Source organism: Ochrobactrum sp. BTU1 (assembly GCA_018798825.1).
Classification (GTDB): domain Bacteria; phylum Pseudomonadota; class Alphaproteobacteria; order Rhizobiales; family Rhizobiaceae; genus Brucella.
On sequence record CP076355.1, the window covers coordinates 1,596,144 to 1,621,638 of the forward strand.

Genomic DNA, 25,495 nt, shown 5'->3' on the forward strand with positions numbered 1-25,495 from the left:
CTGATCGAAAGCTATCCCGCCAGCATTCGATAGATTGCGGGCAAAGCAATCGGCAATTTCGTGAGCTTTTCGACCATTGCAAAGCCCCCGTGACCGAAGAGCGCAGGCAGATAAGCATTTGCCTGGCGGTCAACCGTCACGGCAAAAACGCTGACGCCTTTCGCACGCGCTTCATTTGATGCCCGTCGGGTATCTTCCAATGCAAAGCGCCCCTCGTAGTGATCGACATCATTCGGCTTGCCATCGGTTAGAAGCAGCAGGAGTTTCTTGCGATTGTGCTGCTCGGTTAACTTTGCCGTGGCGTGACGCATGGCGGTACCCATACGCGTGTAGAAGCCCGGCTTGAGCGCTGCGATGCGATGCTCAACAATCGGGCTGAACGCCTCGTCGAAATCTTTCACCGTTTCAACACGTACCCATGAGCGTCGCCGTGAAGTGAAAGTCAGGATCGAACAGCGATCACCGCAGGCAGCGATGCCATTGGCGAGAACCAGCAACGCTTCCTTTTCCACATCAAGCACCCGACGGTTATCCACCCAGGCATCAGTGGAAAGCGAGACATCGACAAGGATCGTCACTGCCAGATCATTGGCCTGAGGACGGCTCATCAGATGCACACGTTCGCTGCCCTGCCCACCGGCTGCAAAATCACAACGCGAGCGTACCACAGCATCAAGATCGAGATCATTGCCGTCGAGTTGCGCGCGCATCATTTCGCGTCCAGGTCGCAAAACTTCAAACTGACGCCGGACCTTTCGTACAAGGCTGAGCGCCTCGTCATCCAGTTTAAGCGCATCGTCATGATCCTTCACAGGCGCTAGCAGCACACTACAGTGATCCTGCAAATAGGTCGCTCTACGGTAATCCCATTCAGGATAGGTCAGTTTGGCGGTAAGCATACTGTGGTCCACCGCCTCTGGTGGGAGATCAAGATCAAAGCGAAAGCGTGAGGCGGGTCTGCCCTTGCGCTCGCCCAGCGTTAGATCATCGAGTTCGTCAGCCGACTTGGCATTCTGCTCGTCGCTATCATCCGAAGGTCGATCAACACTGACCATTTCAGCCATGGCGAGAATTTTCTCAAAGCGATTGAGAATGAACGGGCTTCTGTCAGCAAATCGCGGATCTTGCTTCTCGCGCTGCGCTATCTGTCGGCCTGTTTCCGAACCTTCGGCATGAGAGTCGTGCACAGGTTCATCTTCTGCGTTCCGCGATGTGGTTTCATCGCGCCGGATCAATCCCGGCCAAAGCGGCACCGGAAGAAGCGGCAAATAGCCCGCAGGTGCGCGATGAGGGAAAATCGTTGCAAGGCTGAAATCAGGCAACCCGGCCCCTTCTTTCAACGAGGAAATAACCCGCTCCTCGACAAGCTGTTCGAGTTGATTAAGCCGTCTTTTTGGCCGCGCCTCCAGCACCGCATCGCAGAGCCGCGCATAGCGATCTTCAAGCCCCGGAAACAATTGGCAGGCTTTTGCCGCCGTTACTGCACCCATATCGAGCGACGTAAGATCGCGGCGTAACGGATCATCAGGCACAGCACTCATATCAGTGGGCATGATCGCCATATAGCCCGCGAGCCAGACATAGAGATCATAATTCAGTGTGCGATCAGGAAAGAGCGCAATCTCGGGCGGTAACATCAGCGTTGCTTCATCGCGCAAAGGGTGGCTGAGTTTTTCTTCACCCAGAGCCATACGCTGCCGCAAGCCAAGCCGATGCCCGGAAGTTCTTGCCCGCGCTGGCGCAATCTGCACCGCAACATCGCCGCCAAAACCACGGAAGCAGATGGCAAGCCTCTGGCGAATATCGGCAAGCCTTACCGTTTGGCCGGGATATTGCGGCCAAGATCCCGTCTTACCAATAAGCCGATGCCAGGCCCGGCCAACGGTTTCCTCAAGCTCCAGAAAATCCAGCATGACATATCTGCCTATTTCAACATCGCATCGGCGATTTCAAGCAATGCTGCCTTCACGTCCGGCTCGTCGGTGAGCGGTTCGATCATGGCGGCACGAGCAGCCTCACGCTGTGACATGCCAGCGTCTATCAATGACGCGCAGTAAACCAGCAGACGTGTGGAAACGCCTTCTTCAAGATCATGTCCTTTCAGGCCGCGCAGACGATGAGCAAGCGCCACAAGCGGCGCAACCTGATGGGCATCAAGTCCGCTTTCCGCACTCACCACCGCAATTTCCTGATCCTTGGGCAGAAAATCAAATTCGATAGCCACAAAACGCTGGCGTGTGCTGGGCTTCAGTGACTTGAGCAAGTTCTGGTAGCCGGGATTATACGACACAACCAGCATGAAATGTTCTGGCGCTTCGAGCAGTTCGCCGGTGCGTTCAAGCGGCAGAACGCGACGATCATCAGTCAGTGGATGCAGGACCACGGCCACATCCTTGCGTGCCTCTACAATCTCGTCGAGATAGCAAATGCCACCTTCCCGCACCGCACGGGTTAATGGCCCATCGACCCAATGCGTATCCCCGCCTTTAAGTAGAAAGCGGCCAGTCAGATCAGCTGCTGCGAGATCGTCATGGCAGGAAACGGTTGAGAGCGGCAGACCGAGCTTCGCTGCCATATGGCTCACGAAGCGCGTCTTTCCGCAGCCGGTCGGGCCTTTAAGAAGCAGCGGTAGCTTTCGTTCCCATGCCATTTCAAACAAGGCGCATTCACTGCCGGATGGGCTGTAAGCGGGAATCGATGAATCGATTACTTCAACGTTCTTGAGGATGCTGTTCATGGCCGTCTTCCTTTGGTCAAAGCATTTACAGCAAAAGTGCGAAGAGCCTTTGCGTGAGGAAATGCGAGAAAACAAATGATTAGAGGGGCTATAGCTATTCAGATATAATTGGAGCCGCTCTCAGTGAAGAAGCCTCGCCCGCAGGCGAGGCTTTCGTGTCAATCATTCAGCGGGCTGTACAAGGCCAGATGCGTTTTCCCGGCGTTCCTTGCCTGGAACGAGCATCGCCCAAATGAACATGAAGGCAGAGATTACGACGACGACGCCCGAACCTAGACGTATCCAGTAAAACAGTGCCAGCTGGTCCTGCACGACCATGAAACTTTCGCCCAATACACGTTGCAAATGGGTCTGCACCACGCCTGCGAAAGTAAGTGCGAAGGTCATGACAGACATCGCCGTACACATCGCCCAGAAGCTCACCATGGAGAGCATCTGATTATAGGGCGCACGGCCGCGCAACTCGGGGATGGCATAGGCCATGACTGCAAGGTTGAGCATGACATAGGCCCCGAAGAAGGCGAGGTGGCCATGGGCTGCAGTCAGCTGTGTACCATGGGTGTAATAGTTGACGGAGGATAGCGTGTGCAGAAAGCCCCATACGCCTGCACCGAAGAATGCCATCACCGAGCAACCGATCGACCAGAGCAATGCGGCACGGTTTGGATGTTTGCGACCAGCCTTCCATGTCATCACGAAGGTAAAGATGACCATGGTGAAGAACGGGGCGACTTCCAGCGTCGAGAACAGCGAGCCGATCCACTGCCAATAACCAGGAGCACCAATCCAGTAATAGTGATGCCCTGTGCCCAAAATGCCTGAGAACAGGGCCAGACCAACGATCACATAGAGCCACTTTTCGACGACTTCGCGATCGATACCATTGAGCTTAATCATCAGGAAGGCCAGGATCGAAGCCATAATCAGCTCCCACACACCTTCAACCCAGAGATGGATCACATACCACCAATAAAGCTTGTCGATGGCGAGATTGACCGGGTTATAGAAGGCAAAGAGGAAGAACAGAGACAATCCCCACAGACCGAACAGCAGAATGTTTGTGACTGTGGTCTTGCGGCCCTTCAAGGCTGTCATTGTGATGTTGAACATGAATATCAGACAGACAACGAGGATGCCCACCTTGATGATGAAGGGCTGTTCAAGAAACTCACGGCCTTCGTGGATTTTGAAGAGATACCCCACAACGGCAACACCTGCGGCAACAAAAAACATCCAGAACTGGATGACAGCAAGCTTGGTGCTATAAAGTTCGGTTTCTGTCTCTTCGGGCAGGAGATAATAGGTTGAACCCATAAAGCCCATCAGCAACCAGACGATCAGCGCATTGGTGTGGATCATGCGGACGATGTTGAAGGGCAAAAGCTCAGAGAGCGTGTTGGGCAGGACATAGATCGTACCGGCAAGAACACCGAATGCGACCTGTGCTACGAACAGGACGAGCGCTCCATAAAAATAGAGCATCGCAACCTTTTGGCTTTCATATTTCATATCATAAAACTCCGTTCATCCCGCGCCTCAGCCCGCCTCATTGGGTGGCCAGTCCTGCGTCTTGATGCGGCTTGTCCATTCAAGGAAATCAGCCAGATCGTTGAGTTCCTGTTCGCTCAGGTTGAACTGCGGCATCTGACGACGCCCCTCGATTCCGGTAGGCTGCGCCTGCATCCAGGCTTTCATCGTTTCGCGAGCCCCTTCAGGGTCTTCTTCGCCGCCCCAACGCTTCCAGACATTGCCCAGTTCGGGCGCGAAATAGGCGCCCTCCCCCAGCAACGTATGGCAGTTGATGCAGGAGTTTTTCTCCCAGATGTGTTTGCCGCGCGCGACCGCATCAGTGAGCGTCGTTTCATCCGTGGATGTGGTTTTCATGTAGTAATGGCTGTGCGCCGTCAGTCCCACGAAGATCGCGAAAAAGAAAATAGAACCGCCGTAGAAGACATTTCGGGCGCCGGTCTTGGTTAGGCGTTCTGCCATCCCCTTCGTCCTTTCATTGGCCGAAGGCAGAGCCTCGGCATTCGAGCGCATCTCGATCCGAATGGACCAGATCGGCGCTCTAAGTATTTGTCTTAAAGCGCATCTTTGCCCAAAAGCTGTTTTATACTTATCGGGATGCGCTCTGATCCCCCGTCGATTATGCGGCTCGTCAAACCCCTCACCAGCATCACGGGACTTCACCCTTCTATCGGGCAGGCGAAAGACGTCTTTGCGTTTTGGCAAAGACCAGAGCTGTTCTTCAAAGCAGGAAGCGCACTGCGACAGTACGCACCAGCGCAAGTGTGAGCAAAGCAGCGGGCCACGCAAGCAAGGCAGGCTTGAGCGCCCCTTTCATGCCGCGCATTTCCATAAAGTCCAGGATGACGAACCAGCCTTTTGCGAAGGCGAGAATCAGCACGACCACAATCGCCATCAACCTTCCATGGCTGAGACTGGTAATCAGTGCGCCAGTGAGCGCAAGAACAAGCAGGATGAGCAGCGTGCGATTTAAGGACATGTGGTCTTGGTTTCTCATTCGTTGCCTCATGCAAGATAGAGGACTGGAAACATCACCAGCCATACGAGATCAATGGCGTGCCAAAGAGTGGTGATGAGCAGAACATTGGAAGCGGTTGGCCGCCAAGCGACCAGCGCCAGAATGATCGATCCAAACTGCACATGCATGAGGTGAAAGCCGGTGAGGAGGAAATAGAGCTCAAAAAATGAGCCTGTCGCTTCATCCCCGACAAACTGGATTTCATGCGAGTATTCGATGAATTTGACGACGACAAAAGTCAGACCAAAAAACGCTGCCCACAAAAGCGGATATCGTGCCTCCTTCCCATTGTGTCGTCGCCGCACGGCAATTGCTGCCTGCCAGCCACTCATTATCAAGACAATCGTATTGGTAGCCGCCAGACCCGGACTGAGATGCGCCCGCATGTGGGCAACACCTGAAATATTGGTGATCGACATCACCAGAAAGGCAATCAGCAAAACTGCAAAGGTGATGAGTTCACTCCAGACGAGAATCCAAAGCAGGAGGCTTTCCTCCGGCTCATCATCCGAAATCGTTGCCGCAAAGGCTGTATTTTTCGTTCCAAGCATGAGTGATGCCTAGACTGAGCAGCCACGCTGTTCTTTGCGTTTTGGCAAAGAAAAATCGCGACCGCAGGTGCATTATGCGTTTTCAGAGCAAAGGAATATTTCAATGACAGATGCACAGATCGGGCTCATGGTGGCTACCCCCGCCATTATCGGTTTCTCGCTCGTTCTTTACCGCATGGGCGCCTTGCAGGGTGCAGGTACGTTGTCGGCCGTTGCAGCATCAATTGTGATCGCCATCGTGCTGTTCTTCGGTCAATAGGTGCGACCGGACATGACCGCTGGCTCCTCTCTTCAAGCAGCCGATATCAGTCGGTTGGAAACACACCATAATGCCTTGCTTAGATTGTGCCTACAGCTCGAAGAAGCTGGGGAAGATGTGGCGACCGGTGCCGCGGCAGCATTCGATTATCAGGCACTCGCCAAAGAAATTCCTGCGCTTCTTTCAGAAGCCCACTTGCTGGAGGAGACAATTCTATTTCCGGCTTTCGACCACCATGGCGGATCAGGCTTTGCAACGGTGGTTATTGAGCGACTGAAGGCTGAACACCGGTGCGACCGGCTTGCAGTCGAAGAACTTGCAGAAACTCTGCAAGCCGTGACTGAAGGCCGATGCCTGCTCGCAGCCGATACGGTGGCCTATATGATCTGCGGCTTTCTGGAGAGCCTTCGCCGCCACATCCTCTCTGAAGACCTAATGCTGGAAGCCTTGCTTGCCGCCGAATCTGAACAACGGAAAGTTTTTGGATAAGCCCCCGCTTAGATTGTCTTAACTGTCTGCATCCGTACAGGGCAATTGACCATCGGGGCCGGTACAATTGCAGCCAAGATCACGCAGCAATCCGTCTTTAAGGCCGTAAATCCAACCATGAATAGCAACACTCTTTCCCTCCTTCCATGCCGATTGCAAAACGGGGGTTCGGGAAAGGCTTTGCACTTGAGAAACGACCGTCAGCTCACAAAGTCTGTTTAACCGCTCTTCCTGCTCCGTTATGGACTCCAGTTCAGTTTTTGATGCCTGCGCAATATCGCGAACAGGCTGCAGCCAATGATCGATTATCCCGTGACGATACCCATCCATTGCTGCACGGACGCCACCGCACCCATAATGGCCGCAAACTATAATGTGTTTGATCTCCAGCGCTTCCACCGCAAATTCAAGCACGGAAAGCAGATTGAGATCAGCACGATGGACTAGGTTGGCGACGTTGCGATGGACGAAAACTTCGCCCGGCTGCAAGCCCGTTACTACGTTGGCGGGTACACGGCTATCGGAGCAGCCGATCCAGAGATATTCCGGTCGCTGCATGGCAGACAGTCGCCTGAAATAGCCAGGGTCTTCCCGCTCTCTTTCCGCAGCCCATTGCCGGTTATGATCGAAGAGATCTGATATCATCCGCAAGTTTCACCTCAGAAATCGTTTTTCAGTCAACATTTCCAGGATCTGCATCATAGTGGAGCACGAACATATCATAATTGATCCAGAACAAGGCTGTTCTGCCTGAGAGCCATTATTTGTCATCTTGTTTGAGATGCAACAAAGCAGCTTCTCATTAATCAGATTAGAAAAGCTCTCATGATGGCGCTGGCTGTCGTCATCATCTTTCGACAATGACGGCCTGGGAAAATTATAATGCCAATCGAACCAGTTTCGGCAATTCCAGTCATCGACGTGCGCACCATTCCGCCCAACACGCGACATGCGACGATCTTTTCCATGATCGATACGCTGGAGCCGGGTGATGCGCTGGAGATCGTCAACGATCACGATCCGGTACCCTTGCGCCGCCAGCTGGAAACGCGGAATCCCGATGAATTTTTATGGGTTTATAAAGAGAACGGTCCTATCTGGCGTGTCGAAATTGCACGGCGCAAGATCCATGGTTCAGACCATGAATGCACTTGCGGCCATCACTAAGCTGTTCTTCATCAAGGTTTGAGATGATCGGTGCCGCGCTTTCCCGCTGGACTTTGTCCTATTTTGCAGCTTCCCTCTCCTTCCTCATAATCGGGGTCGGAATGATGGCAGGCGGCTTTGGTTTTCCGTTCCACGGAATTCGGGCACCAGAAACTCTCATTCTCGTCCATATCATCGCTATCGGCTGGCTGGCACTGCTGATGAGCGGCGCGCTGCTACAGTTTGTGCCGGTTCTGGTTGCAAAGCCGCTTTGGGGCAGTTCCGCTCAACTGCCAGCCCTGCTGCTGCTGCTTGCTGGTTTGATCGGACTGCTTTTGGGCTTCGCCGGAATGGCCGGATTGCTTGAAGATACAATTGCGCTGCTTCCCATATCCGGGCTACTTTTGATGGCAGGCTTTTCGCTGATCGTTCTAATGCTTGGTGTGACCATCTGGAAAGCACGGCCGATTTCGATACCAACGCGCTTTGTGGCCGTCGGCATTAGCTGCCTGCTGATCGTTGCCAGTCTTGGTGGGCTTTATACTTTTGTCCTGTCCGGTGCGGCGGAGCAGATCATGGCTCTTGAAATCGCCGGATCAACTGTCTCTATCCATGCAGCGCTTGCACTTGGCGGCTGGATGACTTTCACCGCGATGGGTGTAAGCTATCGATTGCTCACCATGTTCATGCTTTCGCCAGACAGCAACACGAAACGAACCAGGTTTCTATGGTGGCTCGGTGTTACCGCACTGACGACCCTCGGCCTTAGCGTCACAGTTTTTGCATTCGGCATCGGTCAGCCAGCGATTGTCCTATCTATCGCACTTGTTCCGGCTATTGCCTGCATTGCTCTTTATGCTCTTGACGTGCGTGCGATCTATCTGCAGCGCAAACGCAAAGCGATCGAACTAAACAGCATGGCCAGTATTTCAGCCTTTGCTGCATTGCTGATTTCCATGGTGCTTGCCCTGACGATGCTCTCGACCGGTGTGACCGACCAGATGGTCGCAGCACTCGTTTATCTCTTCGTCTTCGGCTGGCTTTCAGGCCTCAGCCTGGCACAGCTTTATAAAATCGTTCCGTTTCTCACCTGGCTCGAATGCTATGGCCCTGTCATGGGCCGCGTGCAGACGCCGCGTGTTCAGGACTTGGTGCGCGAGGAGAATGCACGGCACTGGTTCATCCTTTATTATGGGAGCGTTTGGTTCTGCACATTGGCCCTGATCTTCAACCATCTGACTATTTTCAGACTGTCATCCGGACTCAGCCTTATCGCCATTCTGGCTTTGAGCGTTCACTTCTTCCGCGCCCGGCGGCTTCTTGACGTACCAACCAATCTGCGCCTGCCCAATGGCGTGATCCTGCCCAACCTTATTCATGCCGGTGCGCCCGTGCTTAAAGCGCGCCGCGTTTTATCACAGCCTGGCGACACGCTTTAGGAGGTTAAAATGACATCATCCATTCAGGAAATCACCCATCGTGAGCTGGACGTGCGTCCCTTGCTCAAGAGTGGCGTAGAGCCGTTTCAGGCAATCATGGATGCCGCGGAAAATCTGCTGCCCGGCCAGAGTCTTCTGCTTGTAACACCCTTCAAACCGGTTCCGCTTTTTGCCGTCATGGAACGCAAAGGGTTTCGTGCAGAGCCGCAATCGATCGGTGACGGCGACTGGCAAACGCTGTTTTCTCCAACGCAAGACGCGGTGCCGGAAATCCAGCTTTCCAACAATGTGAGTTCGCCCGATATCTGGCCTGACCCTTCGCATTATCTCGATTGCTCAGACATGCAACCACCTGAGCCAATGGTTCATATACTGGCAGAACTCGAAGGTATGACACGCGGCGACGTTTTGTTTGCTTTGCTGCACCGCGAACCACTCTTCCTATTTCCAGAGCTTGAACGGCGAGGCCACGAATGGGTCGGCAACTTCGATGAAACAGGCAGCGCCTATCGCATCATGATCCGTGTTGGTGAAGCGTGAGGAAAAAACCATGCACAGCGAAAAAGATGCTCAACTCGAATATGCGATCCTTAATGCACTGCGGCTGATCCTCGATCCGGAGCTGGGCTTTAATCTGGTTGATCTGGGGATGATCTATCACATCGAAATCGTATCCGGCGGCCTGGTCAACGTTCAGATGACTACGACCACACCCGGCTGTCCTGCTGCAGGATTTCTCCTTGAGGCCGTGCAAACTTGCGTGGAAGCGGTCGAGGGCGTCTCACGCGCCAATGTCGAGCTGACATATGAACCCATATGGATGCCGGAGATGGCACTGCCGGAAATACAAGCTCGTTTCACCGGCCTGTCTTTATAGAAAGCATGGCTACGACCGTTTCGCGAAGGCCAGCGATTGAAATTTATCAATCGCTGGTTTTACTTTTAACAACACGCTCAGGCTGTAATCGTCCTTTGTGCTATCGCAAATAAGCCTTTAAAAACTTGGTTGATTTCACGTAAATCATTGTAAATACAAGATAATTATTTCCTCGATTTATGACCCATGTTGATTGCGGTCAAGGAAGGAACCTCCCGGATCTCCTATACATAAAACGACAGAGCAAAGAGCGCTCGGTCCTATCGTATAGGAGAGAATCGATGGCAGACCAGATGCAGATCAACCGCCGCACGATACTGGCAGGAGCAGCACTCGCTGGTGCGCTAGCCCCGGTGCTTGCGACAACATCCGCCTGGGGTAATGGCGCAATTCGGAAGGCCAGTGCAGCGGAAATTGCAGCACTACCCCGGCAGAAAGTGGAACTGGTGAACCCGCCATTCGTCCACGCTCACAGCCAGGCCGCAGAGGGTGGGCCGAAGGTTGTCGAATTTACGATGGTGATCGAAGAAAAGAAAATCGTCATTGATGATGCGGGGACTGAAGTTCATGCCATGGCTTTCAATGGCACCGTTCCCGGTCCGCTGATGGTCGTGCATCAGGACGATTATGTTGAACTGACACTCATTAATCCTGAAACCAACACGCTGATGCACAATATCGATTTCCATGCGGCAACCGGTGCATTGGGTGGCGGTGGACTGACGGAAATCAACCCCGGTGAGAAGACGGTCCTTCGTTTCAAGGCCACCAAGCCCGGCGTTTTCGTCTACCACTGCGCACCTCCCGGAATGGTTCCTTGGCACGTTGTCTCGGGCATGAATGGGGCGATCATGGTGTTGCCACGCGATGGACTGCACGATGGCAAGGGTAACAAGCTTTCTTATGACAAGATCTATTATGTCGGCGAGCAGGACTTCTATGTGCCTCGCGATGAAGCTGGTCAGTATAAGAAATACGACGCTCCAGGTGATGCATATGAAGACACTGTGAAGGTGATGCGTACACTGACACCGACGCATGTTGTCTTTAACGGTGCAGTCGGTGCATTGACCGGCGACAAGGCAATGACCGCCAAGGTCGGCGAGAAGGTGTTGATCGTTCACTCGCAAGCCAATCGCGATACGAGACCTCACCTCATCGGCGGACATGGTGACTATGTCTGGGCAACTGGCAAGTTCAACACACCGCCAGATCTCGATCAGGAAACCTGGTTCATTCCGGGCGGAGCTGCGGCAGCAGCCTTCTACACATTCCAGCAACCCGGCATCTATGCCTATGTGAACCACAATCTGATCGAAGCCTTTGAACTGGGTGCAGCCGCGCATTTCAAAGTCACCGGCGAATGGAATGACGATCTGATGACGTCGGTTCTGGCGCCGTCTGGGATGTAACGAAAGACGGACACTTCTTTGGTGATTGTCGAATAAGGAAAGGCTCGGAGCCGTATCTATTGAAGGACGCGGCTCCGTGACACCAAATGACCAAAGGTAATAAGAAGAAGCGCCTTCGGGAGTTGGCCGTGGCTGTACCGGCTGTCTTGCTGGCGGTGGTTGCGGGTCTGTTTGTGGTCGATGCAGCAGGACGCGCAGAACGCAGCTCTCGGGATACCCAATTTGAGCGCCCGCAGACCATTGTCGTTGCACCGCGCAGCATGACCTATCGCGCTGATGGCGACTTTCAAAAGAACAATTATCCGGTGGATGCACCGCTGACGACGCGCAAACTCGCGCAATCCTTTGAGATTATGAAATATCAGGTCAGCGCATCCGACTATGAGCGTTGCATCGCCGATGGTTTCTGCCAACCGGCGGAAACGTTACCGCATAATCGAAACGGATTGGGCGCCAATGCACCCATTGTCGGCGTGAGCTACGATGATGCGGAAAACTATGCCAAATGGTTATCGCAAAAGACTGGTGAAATCTGGCATTTGCCGACCGACGAGCAATGGGCTTTTGCTGCCGGTTCACGCTTTACCGATACAGCTCTGGGCATTGAGGACGATGCCGCAGCCAACCCCGCTTTAAGGTGGCTCAAGGACTATGAGCAGCAGAGCGCGCGCAAGCTCGAGCGCAGTCCTGAAGTCCGTTCCGCAGGTGCATTTGGTGAAAACGAACTTGGCATCGCAGACGTTGCCGGCAATGTATGGGAATGGACACAGACCTGTCATCGCCGCGTGAATATCGATGCGTATGGCAAAATCGTTGCCGAAACACCTGTTTGCGGTGTCTATGTGGTCAATGGTAAGCACCGTGCCGCCATGAGCTCTTTCATCCGCAACCCCAAGACAGGCGGCTGTAGCGTTGGTGTGCCACCCGACAATCTGGGCTTTCGTCTGGTTCGCGACGGTCGCTGGTATGCGGTCGTGCTGAAACGGCTGAAAGAATTCTCAATATGATGGTTTATGCTTGAATGCCCCATTTTATGCCCCCGAGACTATCCCTTATTCCTCTTGCTGTGCTAAAGCGACAACGGGGATTTTTAGTAGGGGATGCGTGATGGCCACGATAGATCGCGGGCTTGTCAGAAAACTATCGTTGTTCGCAAAGATGAGCGATGACGAGCTGGACAAGCTTGTGTCTTACGCCTCAACGCGGCGTGTCGTTCCGGGCGAAACCATTTTTGAACAGGGCGATGATGCCGTCCTGTTCTTTTTGCTGCTTCACGGCCGCCTCAAGGTTAATCAGGTAACTCCAGACGGACAGCAAATCATCGTTCGCATGGTCCATCCCGGTGACCTATTCGGCTTCGCCAAGGCTTTGCAAAGGAGCGACTATCCCGGCACGGCAATGGCTGTTGCCGAAAGCATTGTTCTGGCATGGCCAACAGAACTTTGGGACTATTTCGTCGAACAGAATCCTGGCCTGGCAATGAATGCAATCCAAACCATCGGCAAGCGGCTTGAAGAAGCCCATACCCGAATCCGCGAGATGTCGACCGAGGAAGTTGAGCGTCGCGTTGCACACGCCGTACTGCGTCTTGCCCGGCAAGCCGGTAAAAAGGAAGAGGATGGTATCCGTATTGACTTCCCCATCACCCGCCAGGATATCGCCGAAATGACGGGCACAACGCTGCATACTGTATCGCGTATCCTCAGCAACTGGGAAGGTCAGGGTTTCGTTCGCGGCGGCCGTCAGAAACTAACCGTCATCAGTATGGCTGGCATAAAGCGTCTTGCCGACGGCAACCCATAAGCTGCAGACTGCTCGATTTTTCATGCGAATGCTCGTTGCGAGCGGTCATTCGTATCTTTTGCTTTGACGATCCCGCAATTGTCCAAACACCCGGCAAATCATCAAGACCCTCGGCGCGCACGCCTGTAGATCGGATGGCAGATCAGAGCTTCAAAGCGAATGCATTTGAAGCCGGGTCCAGTCCTCTCCTCCCAAGCAAAAGGATCTACGGCCATGACGACGAATTTCATCGAAACCAAAGACGGCACCAAGATTTTCTACAAGGACTGGGGCACAGGTCAACCAATCCTGTTCTCGCATGGCTGGCCGCTTTCGGGCGACGCCTGGAGCGTGCAGATGCTATTTTTCGCTGAGAAAGGCTATCGCGTTATCGCGCATGACCGTCGCGGTCATGGTCGTTCCGATCAGCCATGGAATGGCAACAACATGGATCAATATGCCGATGATCTGTCAGAGCTGATCGAAAAGCTCGACTTAAAGGATGTGATCCTTGTCGGACATTCGACCGGCGGCGGCGAAGTCGCTCACTATATTGGCCGCCACGGCAATAGCCGCGTCGCCAAAGCCGTGCTGGTTGGTGCCGTTCCGCCACTGATGCTCAAGACTGCAAACAATCCCGAAGGCACGCCGATTGAAGTCTTCGACGGCATTCGCAAGGGCACCCGCTCCGACAGATCGCAGTTCTTCAAGGATTTGACGCTGCCATTTTACGGCTTCAACCGCGAAGGCGCCAAGGTCAATGAAGGCCTGCGCGAGAACTTCTGGCTGCAGGGCATGGTCGGTTCGATCAAGGGGCTCTACGACTGCGTTCGCGAGTTCTCGGAAGTCGATTACACGGATGATCTGAAAAAGATCGAAGTGCCGACGCTGGTGATCCACGGCGATGACGATCAGATCGTGCCAATTGCAGCCGCGGGCGAAAAGACCGCCAAGATCGTGAAAAATGCAACGCTCAAGGTTTATCCTGGCGCGCCGCATGGTTTGGCGGAGACCGAAGCCGACAAGTTCAACGCCGACGTTCTGGAATTCATCCAGTCGTAAATTCGGCTCGATATCGAAGCGGGACGGCGAGCGGACCTTCTCTTGCCGTTTTCGCTTTTGTGATCGCGATGACATATCCAAATGGCATCGAAATATGCAAGATTACGGCTCGTGGCCCATACAGTATGCATTTGTGCAACGCTATAAAGGCAATCCGTCATGACTGAGAAACCTCGCTTGTTTGAAGAGCGCGTGCGTGACGGTCTTGATATGCTGCCTGAACCCGTCGACCTGCCGGTTGACTGGCTGAGCTGCCATGATTTTCCACGCCCTTCATTGAAGTCTGCCTCAGGGCGCGCGCCAGAATCCTCCTGCTCTCAAACCGACAACACGCATTTACGAACGAAAGGACCATCATCATGACTGATAATGTAAAATCCCGTCGCTCTGCCTCTCTCAAGACACCAAGCGGTTTTTCGGAAGAAGCCGTGAAGGAAATTTCCGGCGGTATCACTGCTCTGCTCGCAGATGTGTTTGCCATTTATCTTAAGACCAAGAATTTCCATTGGCACATGTCTGGCGCGCATTTCCGCGATTATCATCTACTGCTGGACGAACAGGGCGATCAGATTTTTGCGATCACCGACGATCTGGCAGAACGCGCACGCAAGCTTGGTGGAAACACGCTGCGCTCCATCGGCGATATTTCGCGCCACCAGCGCATTCTCGATAATGATGCGGAGTTTGTGCATCCGCATGAAATGCTCGCCGAGCTGCGCGACGACAACAAGGCGCTTGTTGAAAGTATGCGCGTGCTGCACGAGCTTTGCGACGAATATGGCGATGTGGCAACCGCAAGCCTGCTCGAAAACTGGATCGACGAAGGCGAACGCCGCGTTTGGTTCCTGTTTGAAACGCTGCGCGGTACAAACGGCTGATCGCAAGATCAGTCACACAAAAGAAGGGGCCGTCGGCCCCTTTTTTCGTTTGTGCGCGAGGTGATGCACAATCCCGCTCACCCTATACACAAGTATAGAGTAGCAAAAACTCAGGTGTATGGTTTTGCGCTCATAGTACGATTTCGTACAGCGCCGCATCATCCCAAAATCCTCCCATATCCAACGCAGTTCAACGATTTTACGGGAGATCGATGATGTCACATTTCGCAACACCAGTTGACCACAAGCAGCCACGCCTTCCCCTCGACAAGTTCGCAACCGAGACATCAATCAAGGTCTCTACCCTGTTGTTGAATGCCGTACAGCTTCTCGAAGAAGATGAAACAATCGCTATCGATCTGGTCAATCAGGCTTCAAGCCTGCTCGGCACACGCATGGTTGACGGCAATGATGTAGCGGATCGGATCGTTGTCGGCGGACTGGCGCCCTGGCAGATCAAGCGTGTGTGCCGCTTTATCGATGAGCGCATTTCCTACACGATTTCGCTTGATGAAATGGCGCGTCAGGTCAAGCTCAGCACCAGCTATTTCTCGGCAGCCTTCAAGAACAGCATTGGCGTTTCACCACATAATTATGTGATCCAACGCCGTGTCAAATTTGCCAAGGACAAGATGCTCAACTCCAATGCGCCTCTTTGTGAAATCGCACTTGATTGTGGCCTTTCCGATCAGGCTCACCTGTCGCGCGTGTTCCGCCGTATCACCGGTACCACACCAAGCGCCTGGCGCCGTTATCAGACACGTCCCAATGTCAAAGCAAATCTCGCAGTCGCGGAAATCTACTGACGTTTCACGCGTGAAAGTTTTCAGCCGATGCCGTAATGGCCTCCCTCAAGGCAGCAATGAAAACCCGGACCTTCGGCAAGACCAGTCTGGTGGTCGGATAGACCGCCCAGATATTGAGTGTTTCAGGTCTTGCCTCACCGAAATTGAGCCGGACCAGACGCCCGGTCTTCACATCGTCACTCACATACCAGGTCGATAGAAGCGCAAGCCCACCGCCCGCAAGGCAGGTGGCATAACAGCCCTCCATCGTGTTGGCGGAAAAGCGGGCGTTAAGACGAATGTGCTTTTCGCCTTCGGGCGTCGAGAAAGTCCAGTGTGTTGCAGAGCCGAGCGGCAGGCAGTCATGCTCTGCAATCTCATCAGTCGCGTGCGGTATGCCGCGTCTTGCCAGATAGTCCGGGCTTGCAACGATGCAACGAAGATTGTCGCTGAGCTTCTGCGCAATCAGGCTGCTGTCGCGCAGTCGGGCAATGCGGATCGCGAGATCCGTCCCGCTCGCAACCAGATCGGGCAAGTGATCCGTGAGATCAAGCGCGATACGCAATTCTGGATTCTGCTCAAGTAGCTGGGGCACAAACGGCGTGACATAGCGAAGGCCAAAGGCAACGGGAACCGAAACACGCAAAAGACCTGCAGCACCTCTGGATTCCGCCCGCAGCAGCGCTTTGGCTTCGGTTTCATTTTCAATCATGGCGCGCGCAAAAGGCAGGAAGGTTTCACCTTCAGGCGTCAGCGAAAGCGAACGTGTCGTGCGATGCAGCAGCCGGACACCAAGCATTGTTTCAAGAGCAGCTAGACGGCGTGTGGCAACCATCGGCTGAAGACCAAGCCTCCGGGCCGCTTCAGCCAGGCTTCCCGCATTCACTGCCGCCAGAAATACAACAACGTCATCCGTATTCATTATATCATTTTTCGTTATGCAGGCAGATCGTTCAAGATCACTAAAACGAAAATCGATAAAAAGCTAGATAGTCATGCGCCGATTGCGATAGAGCGGCTCTTGCTTCAAGGTGCCTTTGATAGCCGCCCTATCCAAAAGTTTTTCACGCATCGTTCCGCCGGAAAGCGCCTCCCACTTTCCTCGGGACCAACCACAAGAGGGCAGCAAAATGGACGATAAAAGCCAATCTTCAACGCAAGCCGGGCAAGCCAACGCTGGTATCGGCAAAGGGGCTCTGTTCGCAATGGCCGTAGCCAGCGGCGTGGCAGTTGCAAATATCTATTACAATCAGCCAATGCTTGGAATCATGGAAGCCGATTTTCCAAACGATCCGGTGACGGGCCTAATCCCGACCGCCACGCAGCTTGGCTATGCCGCTGGTTTGTTCTTCCTGCTTCCGTTGGGGGATATCGTTCACCGGCGCAAGCTGATTATCGGCCAGTTCATCATTCTGGCAGTAGCACTTGCCATTGCGGCTGTAGCACCCTCGGCGCTTGCTCTCGTGATTGCATCGCTTATCGTGGGTGCAAGCTCGACCGTCGCACAGCAGATCGTACCTTTTGCGGCTTCGCTTGCTGTGCCTGAAAAGCGCGGCGCGACCATCGGCACGGTGATGGCGGGCGTCCTTTCGGGCATTCTGTTCAGCCGTACGCTTTCCGGCTTTGTCGGTGAACATGCTGGCTGGCGCGAAATGTTCTGGATCGGTGTGCCGCTGGCGCTCTTTGCGGGTTTGTTGATGTTTTTCGCGCTGCCTAACCATCGTTCAACATCGCATATGCGCTATCACACAGCGATCCGTTCGCTGGCTAGAATCTGGAAAACGCACAGCGCCCTTCGCATTGCAGCACTGACGCAGGCAGCACTTTTTGCAGCCTTCACGGCTTTCTGGACCATTCTCGCGCTTTACCTGCAAACACCTGAATTTGGCTTGGGCGCAGATGTTGCCGGTCTCTTCGGTATTGTGGGCGCAGTTGGTGTTTTTGCAGCGCCATTTGCAGGCCGGATTGCCGACCGCAAAGGTCCGCACTTTGTCGTGCTTATGGGGGCCATCCTCACGCTGATTTCATGGATGATCTTCGGCCTCTGGTCTTCGCTTATCGCGTTGGTCGTTGGCGTGATCGTGCTTGATTTCGGCATCCAAGGCGCTCTCGTTTCCAATCAGCACATTATCTATGCACTTGACCCTGAAGCTCGGAGCCGCCTTAATACCATCTTCATGACAGCTATGTTCCTCGGTGGTGCGGCAGGTGCTGCACTCTCAACACTTGCGTGGAAGCATGGCGGTTGGCTTGATGTAAGCCTGCTCGGCGGTTCGCTCGCCATCATAGCGCTGGTCATCCAATTCGTGGCTTTTCGTGTTCGCAGCTCTATCGCTGCCCTACATTAAAGAGAATCGAAAGCTTTGCTTTCGATTACAAAAAAGGCGGCCCACTGGCCGCCTTTTTTGCTGGTTGGTTTCATCAACGAGGCACCATGCCCGGCTGGTCGGAAGGCAACTTCCGCAAATCGACAACATCAATATTGAGGTGCTGTGCAACAAGATCCGCTGGCGTATGCGTCAGCCATGAAGAAAGCGACACTTCCTGATATTCCGCCGTCCTGAACACGGCGACGAATTGAAGATCGGTGGTGCCGGTGTTTTCGATAACGTGGCCCTGACTGCGCTTCACATAGCCGACATCACCAGCCCTGAAATCAGCAGTCTGGGCGCGTGGGCCTGCATCGAAAACGGTCATGCGGCCTTCGCCCTTGATCCAGTATTGCCATTCGTCGGCATTTGGATGCCAGTGCAGCTCGCGGACACCACCGGGCTTAATCGTCTCGATTGCGGAAGCAATTGTAGTCGAAGCCTTGAAGATCGAACTGTCAGCCATGCGGATGGTGCCGGAACGGTTTTCTTTCAATGGCTTTGCAGAGCTGAGCTTGTAGGTGAAGGGAAACGGAGGCAGGCCAGCCGATGAAACCTCTTCCTGGTCGTTAGAAAGTTCCCCCGGCTCGCGACCCTGAAAAATCCAGAGATTGTTAAGCGGGATCGACTTCATCGCGTCTTCATCGATACCGAAATTCTTGGCAAGAATGCTGGGCGGTGTATGCGCCAGCCAATCTGTTACCAGCAGCGTATTGTATTCGGACTGATCACCTTCATCAAATGCCAGAACAAATTCGCAGCCATCAGGACCGAGCCCCTGCAAGGAATGCGGAAAGCCTGCTGGAAAGTACCAAAGATCGCCGGCTTCAACGTCCTGCACATAAGCGCGGCCTGCAGTGTCCAGAACAGTAATGCGGCAGCGACCATTGGTCATGATTGCCCATTCGGCCGCCCGATGCCAGTGCATCTCGCGAACACCCCCTGCATTCAGGCGCATGTTGACGCCGGATATTTCCGCGGAAATTGCAAAGTCGGATTGTGTCAACTGACGCGCCCAGCCACCATTCTGAATGCGCTTTGGCGCATTGTTGAATGAACCCCAGAAGAGCTGCATATCGCCAATATCGGTTGCCGGCGGATTCTGGAAAGATGGGAATTGTGCGTTGAGCGCCGGGTTCTTTGGGCCGGGATCGGTCAGACTTCCGGCATTGGCGTTGATTGCGCCTTCCGGCGGCAGATCAGGATTGCCGAATGTCGGCTTGCTGGAATGATCGTCGGCGCTCTTTGTCTCTATGCGATGGGTGGTCATGGCGGCTTCTCCTCTCGTTGCCAGCGGCAACAATTTCTGATGCAGGAGAAGTTTACGAGAGAAGGGAAAGGGCCACATCTATACCGAGGTCTATCTATCCCCGGCGATTGGTATGTTGTTCCCCAAGCCTATGATCGGAGTGCGTGCTCAAGATGGTCGAGCAGCTTAGTCACGTCGACCGGCTTGCCCAGAAAAGCGAAAGCGCCGCCTTCCATGGCCGCATTACGGGTACGGTCGTCTTCAAAGGATGTCATAAAGATCATCGGCGGATGAGCCGTCTGTTTGTTCAGTTCGGCCTGAAGTTCAATCCCGCTTAATCCAGGCATCTTCACATCAACCAGCATACAATCGATATCCGATTGCGCCTCATAGGCGAGATATTCTTCGGCTGAGGCGAAAAGTCGGCTTTCATAACCGCAAGATTTGACGAGATCGTCGAGAGCTTCCCGGATGCCCTGATCATCATCAACGATGGCTATGGTATGAATTTGCGCTGCGGACAAGATATTGGACCTTGAATTGCTAGAATCTGATCGCGCATCCTGAAAACGATTCCTGTTTTTAGAGATGAGCTTAAGGCCCTTTATGCGCTCTGGCAGAGCACAAATATACCATACTTAGATACAGGTCACTTTGACGTTTCGCTGAGAAACTCTGCCTTGCGAACCAGATCGGCAAGAGAACGCACATCCATCTTGCGCATGACATTGCCACGATGAAGCTTAACCGTCACTTCACTGATGCCAAGATCAAAGGCGATCTGCTTGTTCATTTTGCCGGTGACAACAGCGTCCATCACCTCCCGCTCGCGCGGGGTCAATGTTTGCACCAGTTCGACGACAGCCTGATTTTGCGCTGCCTCCTGTCTGCGCACGCTATCGCGCTGCACAGCCGAACTCACCGCATCCAGCACATCCTGTTCCTTGAAGGGCTTGGTGAGAAAATCGACGGCGCCTGCCTTCATCGCACGCACCGTCATCGGAATATCGCCAAAGCCCGTCATGAAAACCACCGGCAGGCGAATTCCCGATTTTTCAAGCTGGCTCTGGAAATCAAGGCCACTGATGCCCGGCAAACGAACGTCGAGGAGAATGCAGCCCGGTCTTTCCATTCGCGATTGATCCTGGAATTTGGCCATGAAGGCTGCCGCTGTTTCAAATGCTTCCGCATCAAACTGCATGGATAAAAACAGATCCGCCAGCGATTCCCGCATCGACGGATCATCATCGATGATGAAGACCACAGGCTTGTCGTTTAGTTGTTTTTGAGGCTTGCGTATCTCAGGCATCCTGCACTTCCCAATTGATCGGCAGGCGCATTTCAAATTCCGCGCCACCTGTTTCGTGATTGGTCCCGGTCAGAGTTCCACCGCTTGCTTCAACCGTGCTGCGGCAGATCGAAAGCCCCATGCCCATACCGGAAGCCTTGGTTGTATGAAAGGGCATGAACAGCCGCTTGAGCGTATCCTGATCTATTCCCGGTCCGCTGTCACGAATGCTGATCACCGCATGATCATTGTCGATGCGGCCAATGGTGATCACAATGGAACGCGAGCGGGTTCTGGATGCTTCCATCGCTTGAATGGCGTTGGTTACAAGATTGATAATCACCTGCTGAAGCTCAATCCGCACGCCCTCAATTACCGGCGAACGCCAAGTCTGTGCCATGCGAACCTGGGTACTGCTGCGTTGCAGCTCATGTTCCATGAGCGCAATGGTTTCGCGAACCAACATGGTAAGGTCGATGGGTTCCACCCGCCGTTTGGCCTGGCTCAGCATATTGCGCGTGTTCTGGATAATCTCGCTTGCGCGGTCACTATCGCGAATGATCCGTTCGGCAGAGCGCCGCACAGCGGTCAGGTCCGGGGGCTCGCGGTCGAGCCATCGCAGCACCGTCTGCGCATTGAGCATGATGGCGCCAAGCGGCTGGTTAAGTTCATGGGCAAGCGAGGCTGACAAGGCACCGACGGTTGCGGCCCTCGAAGCTTTGGTCAATTCAGCCTGTGCTTCCACCAGCGCCTTCTGCGCCAGTTCACGCTGCGTAATATCGACCATGCTCAGCACAACGCGGTTGAAAGCGGCAGGATCGCTGGGGAAACTGATGCTGAGCAGCGCCAGCCGCTCTTCACCACTTTGGGTGTGAAATTCGACCTTGCTCTCAAAATAGCGCTGTTCATCGAGCAGCGCCTGCAACACATGCGCAAATTGGTCATCACGTGGTACGAAGAGACTGCCGAGTTGATGCGCCTGCCCCAGATCAACCCCTAGAAGTTCATAGGCTGCTTCATTGGCAGCAACCGTATCGGTCATGCCAATACATTGCCGGACGAAATCCGGATGCGTGCGGGCATAGTCTTCAATATCAGTGACGCCTTGCGCCTTAAGCTGGATCAGATGCTGGCGAAGCCGCGAGTAATCACGCTCGCAAAGGGCAACGCGTGTGCGATCAAAAATTGAACGATAGCGTGCTTCGCTATCTTTGAGCGCTGCGTGGGAGGCGAGCAATTCCTGCTGTCCCATTTTGTTTCTCAAAATGAGAACGGCTGTAACTACAACCGCAGCAACAGCGACCGCTAGACGGATCGTTGTCTGGAAATCCGGCTCCGGGCCATGGGTTGCATAATAGGATGTGATGGTGAGGATGAAACAGCCAATGCCGCTCAGGATAATGCCTGTGCGCCCTGTTACTTCGGCTGCCAGCAGCAGCACAATGGCATAGAGAACGGCAATAGCGCCTTCAATATCGGTGAAGGTATCAACGTAAAAGACACCAAGCGCCAGCGCCAGGGCGACAAAGCCCACCGCCAGTTCACTGCCTCGTTTGTGCACGCCCTCTGCATATTTAGACATCTTTTGTCGTTCCCCAGATTCGACTGCGCGAAACCATAGAGCAATTTATGTGGTTGCGAACCTATACCTAGGTTTGGGTGCTAACCAGATCATCTAACGAACCTTATCCGCGATCCGAAATCGACGATTGGTGAGACGAAACCGCATCAAGTACCTGCTTCTTTGAGGTTTTCTTTACGCAGAGGTAAAGGCGCGCGCCCGTAACTCCTTTCGGATTGCAAGCCTGGATGCGTGCTTCAATACCTCAAACCTTTGCCAGCACTTTGAAGTAACAACAACTCGCGGCGTTCCGTAAGCAGGAATTGTAGCCTCTTTCAGAACAAGCAAAGAGTGGAGCAAGCGAAACATCAGCGGCACCGTCACCGTAATAGCGCCTTTCATACGAACCGCTCGTGCCGCAGACTGCTTGAAAAACATCTGATGCTTAAGATTGACTGTACCCGTTAGCTCATCCACCACCGCACTTCAGAATGTGCACAATTGTTTCCTAGAGTGTTGCTGTATCTCAATGTTCGCCGGACCGTTCGTTAAGGTGGTCCATAGCGCCGTTCACAACACACAAGTCTTTTAATACTCAACGCCATGGCGAGCGCCTCATCCGCTCTTCGTACCCACCATAACGTTCTGGTTATTTAGCCTCTATCTTTTGCTGTGGATGATTTGTTCAAACCTGACAAAGTGCGATGGTCGTTTTGATGACGCAGTTTTATCTTCGATAGCGTGAGGTTATTTTCGCACCAACATGTAATTTCGTGTGGACATCCATAATAATTGCAAGCAAAATTCCTCAATAAAAGCATGTTTTCCGCCTTTTCCTGATCATGTAATATTTCTTCTTAGTGTGAGTTTCTTGAGCATTTGCAGGGGGGATTTGAAGTGAAAGATGATCTTGCCTGGACACTACACGAAGTTGCCAAAGCAACCAGTGGTCGCTGGTTGATTGAACCGCAGTTCGGGTGGCGTGCGACGGGTCTGGCAATCGCGGCTCAGACCTTCAAGGCCGGAGATATGATTGCGGTCGCAAGGCACAATGAGGAACGAGGCCTCAGTCTTCAAAGCCTGCAAAGGCTTGCGACTAGGCCATCAGCGATAATCACATCTGCAGACGTTGCCGAACTCCGAAAATTCGAAACTCCTTTGTTGCTGGTAGAAGATACCGGAAAAGCAATTCTCAATCTCGGACACAACGCTCGAGACAGATTTCGTGGTCGTGTCTTTGGCGTAACCGGCAGTGCCGGCAAAACGACATGCGTTGCAATGCTTTCGCATGCATTATCACCTTACGGCAAAACACAACATTCCGCACATAATGCCAATCTACCACATGGCATCGCATGGAATCTGGCTTCTTTGGATTTGACAGCCTCAAACATTGTTTTGGAGATGGCCATCGGACGCATGGGTGTAAGTTCCCGAATGGCGCGGCCACATGTTGCGATATTCACAAACATTCAGCCTGTGCATCTCACCGAAACCAATACAACAAAAGATATTGCCAATACAAAAAGCGCGATCTTCTGGGGTATGAAGCCGGGCGATATTGCGATTATTAACCGCGACATGCTCGAATGGGATACAGTTTTTGCGGCAGCCACGAAGGCGAAGCTGCGGGTTGTCCATTTTGGACAGAGTGATGCATGCGACTATCAGATACTGAAATATGATGCGCAGGAAAACCTCGTCCGGGTAAAAACCCCTTACGGAATTAGAGAATATAAACTCGGCGCAGCTGGGCACCATATGGCGCTAAACAGCATCGCCGTACTGGCCGCTTTGGAGAGCGCAGGACTAGATCCGGGTGCCGCGCTCGCCTCCTTTTCGACATTTGGGGCATTGGCAGGCAGAGGCGAAAGCCTGCAGATCTGCATCGGAGGCAAAAATATAACTGTTATCGACGACGCATATAACGCCAATCCCGGGTCGATGGCTGCTGCGTTGAACCGCCTAAGTGAAGAAAAGACAAAGGGACGTCGGATCGCTGTACTCGGACAAATGGCGGAACTGGGCAAAGATGCCGAACGGTACCACACCGAACTTGCGACACTGATTAACAAGCTTCCGATCGATAAAGTTTATATCTACGGAAAGCTTTATACAAAATTCTGGGAAGCGCTGGCAGATCATCGCCGCGGGCATTTTGCGCAGAGTTTAACTGATCTTCGTGAGTATCTTCTAGACGAGACCCGGTCTGATGATACGATCTTGCTGAAAGGGTCTAACAGCACGCGCGTGCACGAAATCGTCGAAAGTCTCAAGGCAAAAGCGACGATCCGAAGTGCACTTAATGTTTCGAACGAGACAAGTGCTCTTCTGCTGCGGTGGAGCGACGGACAGATATTATTCAATCAGGGCGCAGATTTAAAACACCCACCTGCATCAATCGCAAAGATCGTTACATTATGTCTCGTGCAGCGGCGCATGGAAGAGCTTCAGATCAACGGTGAGACGACAGTTCCCGTATCAGAAGCTGCCACTGATATTCAAAGCCTGTGGGGTTTTAGGGCAGGAACTCCTCAAACACTCGCCACACTAATCAAAGCCAACGCCATCATCAGTGCGAACGAGGCCAGCAATGCGCTTGCAGAATGGCACAGTGGTTCAATCGCCGCTTTTGTAGAGGAAATGAACTCTTATGCGCGATCTGTTGGAATGCGGGAAACGCTTTTTTGTTCTCCCAGTGGCCTCGGCATCAGACAGAAAACAACGACGGGGGATCTGGCGATACTTGCGGGTCATGTCCACGCCAATTTTCCGGCACTGCTTCAGATTTTTGCTCAAAAGGATTTTCACTTTGAGGGAAAGACATATCTGAACATCAACCCATTTCTCGGACACAGTGGCATAACCGGACTTAAAACAGGCTCTCTGGGTCCCTCACGACACCACGTCGTGCTTACACGGACGGTAAAGGGTGAGTTGTTCATCTGCGTCATCCTGAGTGCTCAGAGCAAGCAGGAACGCCAACGTATCGGGTATGAGCTTCTGAAAGCATGTTTGCCTCTGTGACAGGCTCAGTTCAAATCAATAGGCTCTGAATGCTGAGCA

The 25,495-nt window shown here is 53.3% G+C and carries 27 protein-coding genes; 15 read left to right on the forward strand and 12 right to left on the reverse strand.

Translation table 11 applies throughout. The annotated features are described in order from the left end of the window. Nucleotides 1-11: 11 nt before the first annotated feature. From KMS41_18725 to KMS41_18750, 6 genes are all read right to left on the reverse strand, one after another. Nucleotides 12-1,913: a nitric oxide reductase activation protein NorD gene (locus KMS41_18725; GenBank protein QWK79492.1), complete on the reverse strand. Its 1,902-nt coding sequence runs from the start codon at nt 1,911-1,913 to the stop codon at nt 12-14. A gap of 11 nt (nt 1,914-1,924) precedes the next feature. Then, nucleotides 1,925-2,737 carry a CbbQ/NirQ/NorQ/GpvN family protein gene (locus KMS41_18730; protein ID QWK79493.1) on the reverse strand — a complete coding sequence of 271 codons (813 nt, stop codon included), beginning with the start codon at nt 2,735-2,737 and terminating at the stop codon, nt 1,925-1,927. A gap of 162 nt (nt 2,738-2,899) precedes the next feature. After that, nucleotides 2,900-4,246 (reverse strand): nitric-oxide reductase large subunit, encoded by a 1,347-nt coding sequence (locus KMS41_18735; GenBank protein ID QWK79494.1) that lies wholly within the window; start codon nt 4,244-4,246, stop codon nt 2,900-2,902. 27 nt (nt 4,247-4,273) lie between these two features. Beyond that, complete coding sequence (locus KMS41_18740; GenBank protein ID QWK79495.1) at nt 4,274-4,726, reverse strand: cytochrome c; 453 nt, start codon at nt 4,724-4,726, stop codon at nt 4,274-4,276. Nucleotides 4,727-4,985: 259 nt separating this feature from the next. After that, nucleotides 4,986-5,261, reverse strand: coding sequence for a cytochrome C oxidase subunit IV family protein (locus tag KMS41_18745; GenBank protein ID QWK79496.1), 276 nt, complete (start codon nt 5,259-5,261; stop codon nt 4,986-4,988). An 8-nt stretch (nt 5,262-5,269) separates the two neighbouring features. Then, entirely contained in the window at nt 5,270-5,833 is a 564-nt protein-coding gene (locus KMS41_18750) for a cytochrome c oxidase subunit 3 (GenBank protein QWK79497.1), read from the reverse strand. A 103-nt stretch (nt 5,834-5,936) separates the two neighbouring features. On the opposite strand from KMS41_18750, the gene KMS41_18755 reads away from it, so the two are divergent. Both KMS41_18755 and KMS41_18760 read left to right on the forward strand, forming a co-directional pair. Beyond that, complete coding sequence (locus KMS41_18755; GenBank protein ID QWK79498.1) at nt 5,937-6,092, forward strand: hypothetical protein; 156 nt, start codon at nt 5,937-5,939, stop codon at nt 6,090-6,092. Nucleotides 6,093-6,104: 12 nt separating this feature from the next. Further along, nucleotides 6,105-6,581 carry a hemerythrin domain-containing protein gene (locus KMS41_18760; protein ID QWK79499.1) on the forward strand — a complete coding sequence of 159 codons (477 nt, stop codon included), beginning with the start codon at nt 6,105-6,107 and terminating at the stop codon, nt 6,579-6,581. A gap of 18 nt (nt 6,582-6,599) precedes the next feature. On the opposite strand, the gene can is transcribed toward KMS41_18760, so the two are convergent. Next, nucleotides 6,600-7,226 carry a carbonate dehydratase gene (gene can / locus KMS41_18765; protein QWK79500.1) on the reverse strand — a complete coding sequence of 209 codons (627 nt, stop codon included), beginning with the start codon at nt 7,224-7,226 and terminating at the stop codon, nt 6,600-6,602. Nucleotides 7,227-7,463: 237 nt separating this feature from the next. Here can and KMS41_18770 point away from each other — a divergent pair, with 237 nt between their 5' ends. The 11 genes from KMS41_18770 to KMS41_18820 all read left to right on the forward strand — a co-directional run bounded on the left by KMS41_18770 (nt 7,464) and on the right by KMS41_18820 (nt 15,983). Further along, nucleotides 7,464-7,748, forward strand: coding sequence for a DUF2249 domain-containing protein (locus tag KMS41_18770; protein ID QWK79501.1), 285 nt, complete (start codon nt 7,464-7,466; stop codon nt 7,746-7,748). Nucleotides 7,749-7,771: 23 nt separating this feature from the next. Next, on the forward strand, nt 7,772-9,166 hold the full coding sequence (locus tag KMS41_18775; protein ID QWK79502.1) for a hypothetical protein: 1,395 nt from the start codon (nt 7,772-7,774) through the stop codon (nt 9,164-9,166). A 9-nt stretch (nt 9,167-9,175) separates the two neighbouring features. Then, nucleotides 9,176-9,706, forward strand: coding sequence for a DUF2249 domain-containing protein (locus KMS41_18780; protein QWK79503.1), 531 nt, complete (start codon nt 9,176-9,178; stop codon nt 9,704-9,706). A gap of 10 nt (nt 9,707-9,716) precedes the next feature. Then, nucleotides 9,717-10,043, forward strand: coding sequence for a metal-sulfur cluster assembly factor (locus KMS41_18785; protein ID QWK79504.1), 327 nt, complete (start codon nt 9,717-9,719; stop codon nt 10,041-10,043). Nucleotides 10,044-10,324: 281 nt separating this feature from the next. Beyond that, on the forward strand, nt 10,325-11,455 hold the full coding sequence (nirK, locus tag KMS41_18790; GenBank protein ID QWK79505.1) for a nitrite reductase, copper-containing: 1,131 nt from the start codon (nt 10,325-10,327) through the stop codon (nt 11,453-11,455). Between the two features lie 86 nt (nt 11,456-11,541). Continuing rightward, nucleotides 11,542-12,462 carry a formylglycine-generating enzyme family protein gene (locus KMS41_18795; GenBank protein ID QWK79506.1) on the forward strand — a complete coding sequence of 307 codons (921 nt, stop codon included), beginning with the start codon at nt 11,542-11,544 and terminating at the stop codon, nt 12,460-12,462. 100 nt (nt 12,463-12,562) lie between these two features. Further along, on the forward strand, nt 12,563-13,258 hold the full coding sequence (locus tag KMS41_18800; protein QWK79507.1) for a Crp/Fnr family transcriptional regulator: 696 nt from the start codon (nt 12,563-12,565) through the stop codon (nt 13,256-13,258). Nucleotides 13,259-13,471: 213 nt separating this feature from the next. Then, the gene (locus tag KMS41_18805) at nt 13,472-14,299 is read left to right on the forward strand and encodes an alpha/beta hydrolase (protein QWK79508.1); all 828 of its coding nucleotides are present in this window, start codon (nt 13,472-13,474) and stop codon (nt 14,297-14,299) included. A 159-nt stretch (nt 14,300-14,458) separates the two neighbouring features. Further along, the gene (locus KMS41_18810; GenBank protein ID QWK79509.1) at nt 14,459-14,662 is read left to right on the forward strand and encodes a hypothetical protein; all 204 of its coding nucleotides are present in this window, start codon (nt 14,459-14,461) and stop codon (nt 14,660-14,662) included. Next, on the forward strand, nt 14,659-15,177 hold the full coding sequence (locus tag KMS41_18815) for a DNA starvation/stationary phase protection protein (GenBank protein QWK79510.1): 519 nt from the start codon (nt 14,659-14,661) through the stop codon (nt 15,175-15,177). The genes KMS41_18810 and KMS41_18815 overlap by 4 nt, the downstream gene beginning before the upstream one ends. A 215-nt stretch (nt 15,178-15,392) precedes the next feature. After that, nucleotides 15,393-15,983, forward strand: a complete 591-nt coding sequence (locus tag KMS41_18820) for an AraC family transcriptional regulator (GenBank protein QWK80320.1) — start codon at nt 15,393-15,395, stop codon at nt 15,981-15,983. 4 nt (nt 15,984-15,987) lie between these two features. Here KMS41_18820 and KMS41_18825 read toward each other — a convergent pair whose 3' ends face one another. Next, the gene (locus tag KMS41_18825) at nt 15,988-16,884 is read right to left on the reverse strand and encodes a LysR family transcriptional regulator (protein QWK79511.1); all 897 of its coding nucleotides are present in this window, start codon (nt 16,882-16,884) and stop codon (nt 15,988-15,990) included. 208 nt (nt 16,885-17,092) lie between these two features. Here KMS41_18825 and KMS41_18830 point away from each other — a divergent pair, with 208 nt between their 5' ends. Then, the gene (locus tag KMS41_18830; GenBank protein QWK79512.1) at nt 17,093-18,310 is read left to right on the forward strand and encodes an MFS transporter; all 1,218 of its coding nucleotides are present in this window, start codon (nt 17,093-17,095) and stop codon (nt 18,308-18,310) included. A gap of 73 nt (nt 18,311-18,383) precedes the next feature. Here the strand turns inward: KMS41_18830 and KMS41_18835 are convergent, their stop codons facing one another. From KMS41_18835 to KMS41_18850, 4 genes are all read right to left on the reverse strand, one after another. Further along, on the reverse strand, nt 18,384-19,601 hold the full coding sequence (locus KMS41_18835) for a cupin domain-containing protein (GenBank protein ID QWK79513.1): 1,218 nt from the start codon (nt 19,599-19,601) through the stop codon (nt 18,384-18,386). Between the two features lie 128 nt (nt 19,602-19,729). After that, nucleotides 19,730-20,089, reverse strand: a complete 360-nt coding sequence (locus KMS41_18840) for a response regulator (GenBank protein ID QWK80321.1) — start codon at nt 20,087-20,089, stop codon at nt 19,730-19,732. A gap of 140 nt (nt 20,090-20,229) precedes the next feature. Then, on the reverse strand, nt 20,230-20,889 hold the full coding sequence (locus tag KMS41_18845; GenBank protein QWK79514.1) for a response regulator transcription factor: 660 nt from the start codon (nt 20,887-20,889) through the stop codon (nt 20,230-20,232). Beyond that, nucleotides 20,882-22,450: a GHKL domain-containing protein gene (locus KMS41_18850; protein ID QWK79515.1), complete on the reverse strand. Its 1,569-nt coding sequence runs from the start codon at nt 22,448-22,450 to the stop codon at nt 20,882-20,884. Before KMS41_18850 ends, KMS41_18845 begins: the two co-directional genes overlap by 8 nt. An 876-nt stretch (nt 22,451-23,326) precedes the next feature. On the opposite strand from KMS41_18850, the gene KMS41_18855 reads away from it, so the two are divergent. Beyond that, nucleotides 23,327-25,456 carry a serine hydrolase gene (locus KMS41_18855; protein QWK79516.1) on the forward strand — a complete coding sequence of 710 codons (2,130 nt, stop codon included), beginning with the start codon at nt 23,327-23,329 and terminating at the stop codon, nt 25,454-25,456. Nucleotides 25,457-25,495: the final 39 nt, after the last annotated feature.

Excerpts from the sequence above, each read along its gene's own strand:
- KMS41_18770 (QWK79501.1), top strand. The coding sequence starts at position 7,464 with ATGCCAATCGAACCAGTTTCGGCAATTCCAGTCATCGACGTGCGCACC.
- KMS41_18850 (QWK79515.1), bottom strand. The coding sequence starts at position 22,450 with ATGTCTAAATATGCAGAGGGCGTGCACAAACGAGGCAGTGAACTGGCG.
- KMS41_18775 (QWK79502.1), top strand. The coding sequence starts at position 7,772 with ATGATCGGTGCCGCGCTTTCCCGCTGGACTTTGTCCTATTTTGCAGCT.
- KMS41_18750 (QWK79497.1), bottom strand. The coding sequence starts at position 5,833 with ATGCTTGGAACGAAAAATACAGCCTTTGCGGCAACGATTTCGGATGAT.
- KMS41_18745 (QWK79496.1), bottom strand. The coding sequence starts at position 5,261 with ATGAGAAACCAAGACCACATGTCCTTAAATCGCACGCTGCTCATCCTG.
- KMS41_18845 (QWK79514.1), bottom strand. The coding sequence starts at position 20,889 with ATGCCTGAGATACGCAAGCCTCAAAAACAACTAAACGACAAGCCTGTG.
- KMS41_18725 (QWK79492.1), bottom strand. The coding sequence starts at position 1,913 with ATGCTGGATTTTCTGGAGCTTGAGGAAACCGTTGGCCGGGCCTGGCAT.
- KMS41_18735 (QWK79494.1), bottom strand. The coding sequence starts at position 4,246 with ATGAAATATGAAAGCCAAAAGGTTGCGATGCTCTATTTTTATGGAGCG.
- KMS41_18825 (QWK79511.1), bottom strand. The coding sequence starts at position 16,884 with ATGAATACGGATGACGTTGTTGTATTTCTGGCGGCAGTGAATGCGGGA.
- KMS41_18810 (QWK79509.1), top strand. The coding sequence starts at position 14,459 with ATGACTGAGAAACCTCGCTTGTTTGAAGAGCGCGTGCGTGACGGTCTT.
- KMS41_18805 (QWK79508.1), top strand. The coding sequence starts at position 13,472 with ATGACGACGAATTTCATCGAAACCAAAGACGGCACCAAGATTTTCTAC.
- KMS41_18830 (QWK79512.1), top strand. The coding sequence starts at position 17,093 with ATGGACGATAAAAGCCAATCTTCAACGCAAGCCGGGCAAGCCAACGCT.
- KMS41_18835 (QWK79513.1), bottom strand. The coding sequence starts at position 19,601 with ATGACCACCCATCGCATAGAGACAAAGAGCGCCGACGATCATTCCAGC.
- KMS41_18800 (QWK79507.1), top strand. The coding sequence starts at position 12,563 with ATGGCCACGATAGATCGCGGGCTTGTCAGAAAACTATCGTTGTTCGCA.
- nirK (QWK79505.1), top strand. The coding sequence starts at position 10,325 with ATGGCAGACCAGATGCAGATCAACCGCCGCACGATACTGGCAGGAGCA.
- KMS41_18815 (QWK79510.1), top strand. The coding sequence starts at position 14,659 with ATGACTGATAATGTAAAATCCCGTCGCTCTGCCTCTCTCAAGACACCA.
- KMS41_18730 (QWK79493.1), bottom strand. The coding sequence starts at position 2,737 with ATGAACAGCATCCTCAAGAACGTTGAAGTAATCGATTCATCGATTCCC.
- KMS41_18740 (QWK79495.1), bottom strand. The coding sequence starts at position 4,726 with ATGGCAGAACGCCTAACCAAGACCGGCGCCCGAAATGTCTTCTACGGC.
- can (QWK79500.1), bottom strand. The coding sequence starts at position 7,226 with ATGATATCAGATCTCTTCGATCATAACCGGCAATGGGCTGCGGAAAGA.
- KMS41_18755 (QWK79498.1), top strand. The coding sequence starts at position 5,937 with ATGACAGATGCACAGATCGGGCTCATGGTGGCTACCCCCGCCATTATC.
- KMS41_18760 (QWK79499.1), top strand. The coding sequence starts at position 6,105 with ATGACCGCTGGCTCCTCTCTTCAAGCAGCCGATATCAGTCGGTTGGAA.
- KMS41_18785 (QWK79504.1), top strand. The coding sequence starts at position 9,717 with ATGCACAGCGAAAAAGATGCTCAACTCGAATATGCGATCCTTAATGCA.
- KMS41_18780 (QWK79503.1), top strand. The coding sequence starts at position 9,176 with ATGACATCATCCATTCAGGAAATCACCCATCGTGAGCTGGACGTGCGT.
- KMS41_18795 (QWK79506.1), top strand. The coding sequence starts at position 11,542 with ATGACCAAAGGTAATAAGAAGAAGCGCCTTCGGGAGTTGGCCGTGGCT.
- KMS41_18820 (QWK80320.1), top strand. The coding sequence starts at position 15,393 with ATGTCACATTTCGCAACACCAGTTGACCACAAGCAGCCACGCCTTCCC.